The sequence below is a fragment of the Paenibacillus sp. oral taxon 786 str. D14 genome, from assembly GCF_000159955.1.
GTDB classification, from domain to species: Bacteria; Bacillota; Bacilli; order Paenibacillales; family Paenibacillaceae; genus Fontibacillus; species Fontibacillus phoenicis.
In genome coordinates, this window is the sequence record NZ_GG696019.1 from 1 (window position 1) to 1,588 (window position 1,588).

Sequence of the window (1,588 nt, forward strand, 5' to 3'; positions counted from 1 at the left end):
AAGTCTTGCAAACTGCCGCACTTGTGTGTCACAATCAATAGAGATTCGCTGAATGCCCCTGTGGTTTTTCACGCGAATCTGACAACGAGTGTGGAAGAGGCCACGAACCATTTCGCCGTGGGTGTAGCCTTCATCATCACTCGTTTTTTCTTTGTTCAGTTCAAAGAGCGCCACAGCCAACAAGGTTTCAGCGGCAAACAATAGCTCGAAATGGGCATGGTGATGCGCTTCGGATTCGGAATGGCATTTCTCAAAAGCCAGTTCCTGTTTGGCGGCGCGGAAGAACACTTCGATGCGCCAGCGCTTGGCATAGGTTTGTACCACGTCTTTCGGAACATCATGGCGATTGCTGATCAACAAATATGCACCTTTATAAGTGGCCGGCTCTTCTTCTTGTTCAGTTTGAATCGAGTCCGATTCCGTGAGCTCATCTTCCTTCAATCGCATGGCAACAACCGCAGCCACCAGAACATAGCGTTGCTTGGTCACTTGCTTTCCTTTCCGATTCACCGTGATGTATGGACGCTTCATGTAGATGCCCGGTATCGAAATAGAACTCAAACCGGATGTTGCTTGACGTGTCAGTTCCTTAAAGACTTCACGGATCAGCATGACCGGAGTCAGCGGCACGTAACGTTCCCGGCGAGTGCCAGGTTCGATGACTTTACGGAACAAAGCCGTGTTGCGTTTGGCCTTGGTGACCCAATCAAAGTTATTCTCTTCAAGGAACGAGAAGAAATGCTTGCACAGGTACCAGCGATCCAAGGCTACCCACAACCGGCACGTAACGGATTCGCGCAGCATGAGCAGCATCTGCTTGGCTAAATCGATTTTGGTAAGACCTTCTCCTTTCGTTTCGGGCTTGTGCCAGATCCGGTAAAACAACGGATACTCCAATCCGCTTTTCAGAACGGCCTGCAGGACCACCAGATTCGTTGCCCAGACATAGGCTTTAGCGGAATGATCAAAGAGCCAGTTCAAAAATGGAAGATGTTTGGCAAAGGGATGTGCGCTGTGCGTGTCATCGAGATTCACGACATCCCCATCGGTAATCGCCGTCAAAGGATCTTGCTGCAAGCGCGCGACACGCTTTTTCCCAAAAGTCGTCCAAGCAAAGCCTTTCGTAAAGAAGCGACTTAAGGTGTACTGAGCAAGCTTCCAAGGCTGGAACATCGCCTTCAGTAAAGCGTCTTTGTCGGCTAACTGCGCCATCTGGACGACAGAGGAGCAGTTGGAAACGAGACCGACAACGTAGAGAAAACAAAGTAACCACGACGGAGCGCCACTTCGTTTCATAATGCCGGATTGAGTGAGCAACAGAGAGAAGTCAAATCGCTCCCAAAGGCTTTTCAGAATGGGTGCTCCGGCGCATTCGCTGTGATTCAGTTCTTTGAACCTTGGTTTTTGCAACGCTGACATTGGAAAACCACCTATAATCTAGAAGATATACCTTTGAAAAAGGTATCCTTCGCGATTATGGGGGTCCTTCGAAAAAGTCAAGCACTTTTCACGGATCTTCATTGAACTATTTATGACAATTTTGGCGCGATAGAATTACCAGCTAATGGATTGAACTGCATAGGTCATG

At 48.7% G+C, this 1,588-nt stretch carries 1 protein-coding gene; it reads right to left on the minus strand.

Annotated features, from left to right (window positions below):
• Nucleotides 1-1,419: transposase (locus POTG_RS25055; protein ID WP_009227151.1), on the minus strand; the 1,419-nt coding region annotated here is incomplete at its 3' end.
• Between the last annotated feature and the right edge of the window lie 169 nt (nucleotides 1,420-1,588).